4 protein-coding genes are annotated in these 6,156 nt (G+C 65.9%); all 4 read left to right on the top strand.

Annotated elements, in window-relative coordinates; all coding sequences use genetic code 11:
* Positions 1-2,219: 2,219 nt before the first annotated feature.
* On the top strand, positions 2,220-2,441 hold the full coding sequence (locus WA805_RS20665; protein ID WP_422280484.1) for a FitA-like ribbon-helix-helix domain-containing protein: 222 nt from the start codon (positions 2,220-2,222) through the stop codon (positions 2,439-2,441).
* Positions 2,442-2,622: 181 nt separating this feature from the next.
* Positions 2,623-2,841 carry a PIN domain-containing protein gene (locus tag WA805_RS20660; protein WP_425243148.1) on the top strand — a complete coding sequence of 73 codons (219 nt, stop codon included), beginning with the start codon at positions 2,623-2,625 and terminating at the stop codon, positions 2,839-2,841.
* 662 nt (positions 2,842-3,503) lie between these two features.
* Positions 3,504-4,646, top strand: a complete 1,143-nt coding sequence (locus tag WA805_RS20655) for a hypothetical protein (protein ID WP_425243147.1) — start codon at positions 3,504-3,506, stop codon at positions 4,644-4,646.
* Positions 4,647-4,875: 229 nt separating this feature from the next.
* The gene (locus WA805_RS20650) at positions 4,876-6,153 is read left to right on the top strand and encodes an FUSC family protein (protein WP_425243146.1); all 1,278 of its coding nucleotides are present in this window, start codon (positions 4,876-4,878) and stop codon (positions 6,151-6,153) included.
* Positions 6,154-6,156: the final 3 nt, after the last annotated feature.

Below are 6,156 nucleotides of genomic sequence, written 5' to 3'. Positions count from 1 at the left end.
CGTGCGCCCCCCCCGGACAGGTCATCGGCATGAGACGGCTGGTAGAGGCCTAGGTCTCGGAGCTCTTCCAGGTCGCGCCCAAACTGATATCCGTCTACGGGAGAGATGCTAGTCAGCGCATCCCAGTACAACAGCGCCTGCCAAAGCACGGAGCGTGGCGGTTGCACGAACGGGTAGTACATCATTTTCGTTGTCTGCAAAGGGCCCCCTTGATTGAGATCGATCTACCCTTACTTTGCGCCCACAAATCCGGTGCCCCGACAGAATGGTTAGCTAGCTCAGGCGAATACAGTGATGTGGCCGCACTCTTCTGCCGTGATCTGCGCTTTGGACTGTCGCGGATCTGTTGGCGGACGAGTGTCGCGCATCACCCGACGGAGGACATGCTCAGTCGTTCAGTGCCGGTGAGAACTTCTCTACGGTTTCAAGGGCGCGCGAAGCGCGCCGCGCGGGCTGATCACCGCGCATACAGAAGCGCCACGCGAGGTCGGCACCTGGCCGAGCGCGGCGCACTACTGTCTGTATTCGGCTGGCGTCCCCTCGGGACCCTGACGCGCGCCTGGGCGCCGGCCCTGCCGCTCTTAGGCCCTGGCCGGGCCACGGCGGCGGCCGTCGCGCTCTGGACTCCCGGTTACGGCCTCACGGACTTACCGCCAGGTCGGTGCCGGGCGGGCGGTGCTGCAAGCGGGGCCATCCCTCCGGGCGCCCTGATCCTGAAGCCCTGCGAGTTCGCCGTCAAGGGCGCTCCCTCCGGTCGCGTCTACGATGGCGCAAGCGCCACCCTTGAGCGGCGCCCTCGACAGGGATTCAGGGGCAGCCATCGGAGGGATGGCCAGGTCCGAGCGCTGTTGACGCCCTGCCTCGCCACGGCGGAGGCCGAGGACCAGGACGCAGGAGGTGTAGAACAGGTCGCGGGCCGTCCTTGGCCTTCTAGAGAAGTCGCATTGCATCGTACAAGCCCCGTGGCTCGCGGCCCTGACGCGCCAGCCGTTATCGGGTCGTTTCGGACGCGCGTCAGATGTTCTCTCCACGCCGGTCGTGGCAAACTGGCGACCATGGCCTTTCATGAGAACTTCTGGGTAGTAACCGGGACAGCGGCGCCAGTTATAGCACTGGCCAACATCGTGGCGATCGGCGACTTCTGGAGCCTACGTGACACCTTCATAGCAGCAATATCCCACCCAAATGAAGAGCTCGCTAGGGCGGGCATTAGAAAAGCATACGTGATCTATACTGTAGCTACTGTCAATATGGTCATACAAGCTGCCATGATATACGCCGCACTCCAAAGCTTGTCAGAAGGAAGGAACTATACTTCTCCCTGGAAAGCTTCCATTGCCGAAAGTTTGGGAATACTCGCATGTCTATATTCAGCCCTTGTGACTGCTCGATGGAAAGATTTGGGGCGGCGTATGCTAGATGAACTGAGGCACAGCAATTCAGGTAGAGCGCGTACGATTTCCAGGGTGGCACGACATAATACCCTCGTCACTCCTAATAACCGTCATCGTCGGCCTCGCTGGTACCAGCAGAACGCTTTGGCAAGGGAAAAAATGCGGGTAAGCAGCGTTCCGCGACCTAGACGTAAGCCCTATATGGCCTCAAGATCTGCTGCTGATCGGGATTAACATTTCCCGGGAGCCGCCGCCGTTGTAACCACGTCGATTTGCCAAGTTTCTAGCCTTGAGTAGATGTAGCTTGGGTGCGGTAGTTCAGCCGTAGCAGACCTAGGCCGACGTAAAGTGACTGCCATCAGCCAGCTAACCTGAATCAATGGCTGTACTGACCACACCGCAACTGGTTTGTACGTCGGTACTCGCCCCTTCCTGCCCGAAGGATCATCTCAAGGATGAGCGGGACCGATCGCTGTGCCCGTCTGTAGCCGTTTCCTGTAGCAACCGTCCCGGTCGATCCCGATCGGCAGTGGGTCAACAGTCAGAGAAATCCCACGTCAGGCACTATGCCGGACGTATTGGCCGGATCTTCTAAGCAGCGGGTCGCGGGTTCGAATCCTGCCGGGCGCACAGAGCTCAGAGGCTATCTAGGACCTTCGGCGTGGTGTCCGGGGAGCCAAAATGGGAGCCACCCGCCGGACTAGTCTCTCGGCGGAGGGCGTTCGTGACTCTGCATGCTCGGGGAAGACCTGGCGGAGACTTATTCGCGCGCAGGCTAAGCCCAGGCCGCTGCGATATCATGGGATATCACTAGGGAGGGCCGCGATGACAGACATGCTGATCCGCGACGTGCCCGATGACGTCATCGCGGCACTGGACACCCATGCCCGCCGGCTGGGACTCTCGCGCAGCGAGTACGTGCGCCGCAGGCTCGCCCAGGACGCGGCGGTTTCCGACTCCCCGGTCAGGACCGGGGACCTGGCACGCTTCGCCCGCACCTTCGGCGACCTGGCCGACCCGGACGTAATGTCACAGGCCTGGCAGTGACCACGTGGCTGATTGATAAATCCGCCCTGGTCCGTCTCGCCGCCAGTCCGGATGCCGCCGAGTGGGCCAGCCGGATCGAGCGCGGAATGGTGCGCATCACCACCGTCACACGGCTCGAAATCGGTTACTCGGCCCGCTCGGGACAAGATCTACGGTCGGGCTTGCGCCGCCCGTCTCGGCGATGCCGGTGGAATACCTCACCCCGGCGATCGAGGACCGGGCCGTCGAAGTCCTCACCTTGCTCGCTGACCGGGGCCAGCACCGCGCACCGTCGGTGCCGGATCTCATCATCGCCGCTACGGCCGAGCTCGCCGGGCTTACGGTCCTCCATTTCGACAAGGACTTCGACCTGATCGCCAGCATCACCGGGCAGCCCGCCGAACGACTGAACGCACACTGATGAATCGGCTGCCAAGATTCCCATCCGCCTGAAACTGACCCCGGTTCACCGCGCACTCCAGTGCAGGTGTGGACCGTGTCGGCGGCCATCCGGGTAATTCCCCATATTCTCCTGTTCCCGGGCAGGCCGGGACGTCACCCGGGCACAGGCTACCGCCAGCGCCGGGCGACCGGCGTTCTTGTTCCTCCTCCTTGCGGTAGAGGGTTCTCGCCCTGGGCTAGCTTGCTTTCCTGATGAGGGTCTTCGCGGCTTCGCCGGTGCCTGCCCGCAGGGTTCCGGCGGCCTGGTCCCAGGTGAGCGTGATCTGGTGCCCGCGCAGGTAGCCGATCATTTCCTCTGGGCTGATCGCGGGCCTGACGTCTGTCCCGCGGCGAGTGCGGCGCCTTCACCGCTCCCCGGCTTGCTCTGTTCTGGTCAGCAGCAGGTGCAAGGCGGGCAGGACCTGATGGGTGAACTCCTCGAGCGAACGACGCCCTAGGTGCGCGACGGGTCGCTGAAGCACAAGGAAGACATCGTCGACGGCCTGGAAAACGCGCCGGAGGCGTTCTCGGCATGCTGGACGGCAAGAACTTCGTCAAGCTCCTCGTCCCGGTGAGCTGAGCGCGTCAGCGGCCGACCTGAGCTCGCCTGTCCGGGGTGCCCATGCGGGGTAAGAAACCCGCATGGGCACGGTTGAGACTGACGCGGCGAGCTTTCCCGGACCTTCGCAGCGGCCGGAAATCATCGTCGGCCTGCTCGCGTCGCCGGGAGCGGCTTCAGAGCTGACGGAGAGCCTGCTGCCGGAGATCGCTGACCGGCTGCCCGAGCAGCTGCCGGGGGTGCGGTGGCGAATTGAATTCGTCTCCGACCGGCTGGTCCAGCCGCCGACCGACTTGGCCGAGTTGATCTCGGCGGGGCGCCGGATGCTCCTGGACCGCGGCTGGCACCTCGCGGTATGCGTCACCGACCTCCCGCTGCAGACCGCGCGGCGGCCGGTGATCGCCCATGTCAGCACCACGCACGGCGTCGCGGTCCTGTCCATGCCCGCGCTCGGCCCGGTCTCGGTGCACAAGCGCACAGCGGACACTATCGTCCGGCTGATCGGGCACATGCTCGGCGACATCGCGCTGGCGGCGGACGCCGGGCAGCGCCGCACGCTCGCTGACGCGGTAACCCGGCGCATGCGTGAACTGGGCACGCGGATAGAGCACGGAGAAGACGGCGTGGGCTTTGCCGCGCGGGTCGTCAGCGGCAACATCTGGCTGCTACTCGGCATGCTGCGCGCTAACCGGCCGTGGCGGCTCGCGCTGCGGCTCATGCGCGCCCTCGCCGCCGCGTTCGCGGCCGGGGTGTTCGCGCTGGTGACAAGCGATATCTGGCGGCTCGCCTACTATCTCGGGCCGGTGCGGCTCACCGTCATCGCGCTCGGCTCGGTAGCCGGCATCACCGTGACGATCATGGTCACCACCGGCCTGTGGGAGCGCAGCCCCCATCCGGCCGCACGCGAACAGGTCATCTTGTTCAACATCGTCACGACGGCCACGGTGGGCATCGGCGTGGTCGTGCTGTACCTCGCCCTCTTCATCATCATGCTCGCCTCGGCGCTGCTCCTCGTGCCAGGAGACCTTCTTAGCATCCAGCTCGGCCACCCCGCTGGCGCGGCGGATCAGGTCAGGCTCGCCTGGCTGGCCACCTCGATCGCGACACTCGGCGGCGCGCTCGGCGCCGCGCTGGAGAGCCGTGAGACCGTGCGCGAGGCCGCGTACACCTATCAGCCGGATACACGGCTGGCCGCTGCCCCGCCCGAGCAGGCACCGCACCCTTGAGCACGATCGCCGCCGGGGCGCCGTCCCTGAGGCCGCGCGACCGTGTGACTAACTGAACGGGGGATGCGGCCCAGGCGCCAGCCCCGGCAGTATTCCTGGGTGAGGACAGATTCCTGGGTGAGGACAGATTCCTGGGAGAGGACAGATTCCTGGGTGAGGGCAGGAGGCATCGGCGGACGGAGGCGATGATTTTCGGCACCGGCGAGATCGCCGTCCCGGCCCCCGCCCCATGAGCCTGGCGCTCCGGCGCAGCCAGCGGGCCACCCAGATCAGCGCCGCGGCACGGACGATCACCCAGCGCGCGCCAGTGACCCTGACCCTGGCGCGGCACCGGGCCCAGCCAACGGCCGCGACCATAATCCGGCTGACCGCCTGCGCGGTCTTCGCCTACCTGATCGCCTTGCCGGTGCCGGAAACCTCGCCTCCCGTGCTGGCACCGCTGACGGCGCTGCTCGTCCTCCAGGTCAGCATCTACCAGACGCTTTACAGCGCGGTGCGCAGAGTCGCCGCTGTGGTGACAGGCGTCCTGATAGCGCTCGGGCTGTCCAGATGGATCGGGTTCACGTGGTGGAGTCTCGGGCTCACGATCACGCTCGGGCTGGCCGTGGGGTACGCGCTGCGGCTGCGCGAGGCCGTCCTCGAGGTCCCGATCAGCGCGATGCTCATCCTGTCGGTCGGCAGCAAGGCAGCGGCGACCAGCAGGATAACCGAGACATTGATCGGCACGGCCGCGGGGCTGATCGCCGGGTTGGTCCTCACGGCGCCGCAGGTAGAGCCGGCCGAGGAAGCGATCGCGGACCTCGCTCGCACGATGGCCGACCTGCTCGACCGGATGGCGGCCGGGCTGAACGACGGATCCATAGACGACTCAGCGCTCGCCTGGCTCGACCAGGCTCGCGCCCTCGGCAACGAGATCACGAGGGTGGACGTGGCACTTCAGCAGGCCGAGGAGAGCACCACGCTCAACCCGCGCAGCATGCGGCTGCCATACAGCACGGTGACACTGCGACAGAGCCTGGAAACCCTGGAGCACTCGGCGATCACGGTCCGCATCCTTGCCCGGTCACTCGTCGATACCACCCGGCTGGCTGGTGACGACAACCCCGTCAACGATCCGGATGTGCGCCGCCGGCTCGCCGACACACTGCGGGAACTATCCGCCGCCGTGCGGACCTACGGTAGCCTCGCGACCGAGTTGGACCCGCGCCGTCACGACGCGCTGAAGGCTGAGCTGGAACGCCATCTGGCCGCGGCGCACGACCAGCAAGACCGTCTCAGCGAGCTGTTGGCGACCGCCCCGGCGGCCCGCCCAGTCGGATGGCCGTTGCGGGGCGAGGTGATCAGCCATCTCGACCGGCTCAGGTCCGAGCTTGAGGCGGGCGTGCCGGATGGCAGCGCCCAGCGGCGGCGTTACCGTCCCCGGCGCTGGCCGCGGCTGCGCGGGCAGCGAGTGCCGACCGCGTTTCGCCGACTCATGAGGCAAAAGGGCCGACGGGTCGTGAGGTAACAG

The sequence above is a fragment of the Trebonia sp. genome, from assembly GCF_049794275.1.
Lineage (GTDB): Bacteria > Actinomycetota > Actinomycetes > Streptosporangiales > Streptosporangiaceae > Trebonia.
Note: the sequence above shows the minus strand (reverse complement) of the source record. Positions and strands in the feature narration are given on the sequence as shown.